Origin of the sequence: Solirhodobacter olei (assembly GCF_004010155.1) — a bacterium.
GTDB lineage: Bacteria > Pseudomonadota > Alphaproteobacteria > Rhodobacterales > Rhodobacteraceae > Solirhodobacter > Solirhodobacter olei.
The window spans coordinates 1-747 of record NZ_RRYH01000090.1; the positions used below are offsets into that span (position 1 = coordinate 1).

1 protein-coding gene is annotated in these 747 nt (G+C 65.1%); it reads left to right on the plus strand.

Features of this window, described 5'->3' with window-relative positions; all coding sequences use genetic code 11:
• Window positions 1–480: cupin domain-containing protein (locus tag EIP85_RS22600; RefSeq protein WP_206615642.1), on the plus strand; the 480-nt coding region annotated here is incomplete at its 5' end.
• Window positions 481–747 lie beyond the last annotated feature (267 nt).

Below are 747 nucleotides of genomic sequence, written 5' to 3' on the forward strand. Positions count from 1 at the left end.
CATCGCAACCAAAGGAGAAAAGCGATGAAAGTTGACGTGAATCGGCCCGAGGAGGGCGACGCTCTCTGGGTCGTGGCTGACCGCATCCGGTTTCTCGGGGGTCTTCCGGGCTCGGAACTCGAACTACTCGAGGTCGAGGTGCCGGCCGGATCGGGAACTCCGCCCCACAGCCATGCCTCCGCCGAGATGTTCTACATCGTAGAAGGAGAACTGACCGTTCGGCAGTTTCCCGGTGCAACCGAACCGCCGGTGGTGATCACGGCCAGTCCGGGCGCGGCGGTTCGCATCGCCTCGGGCATCCCGCACAACTATGCGAACGAGAGCGGCCGCACCGTGCGAATGGTCGTATTGATCGAGCAGACCATGATCGCCTTCTTCCGCGACATCGGCACTGCCGAGGCGCAAGAGCAGCCCGACTTCGCCCGGATCGGTGCCGCGATGGAACGGCACGGCATCGACGTGCTTAACATGGCTGCCTGAGTAACGGCGACCTTTGCGAACTGCACCGTCGGCCGCGCGGCCCCATGCGCGGCCGGCCTTGACCGAAGCCTCGCGTGGCCGCGGTGAATGACCGGCGCCGGCTTTTCCTGCGCCATGCCGCTGGCTGCAACGAAGGTCAGAAGTCCGCTCCTCGCGATGGAGGAGGGCCATTGACGAGGGCGGGCCAAGGACGAAGCCGCTCGCGCGGCATTGACGCCCGTGTAGCGCGCTCGGCGATAATCTGAAGGTCGTGCATTTGGGGACGGT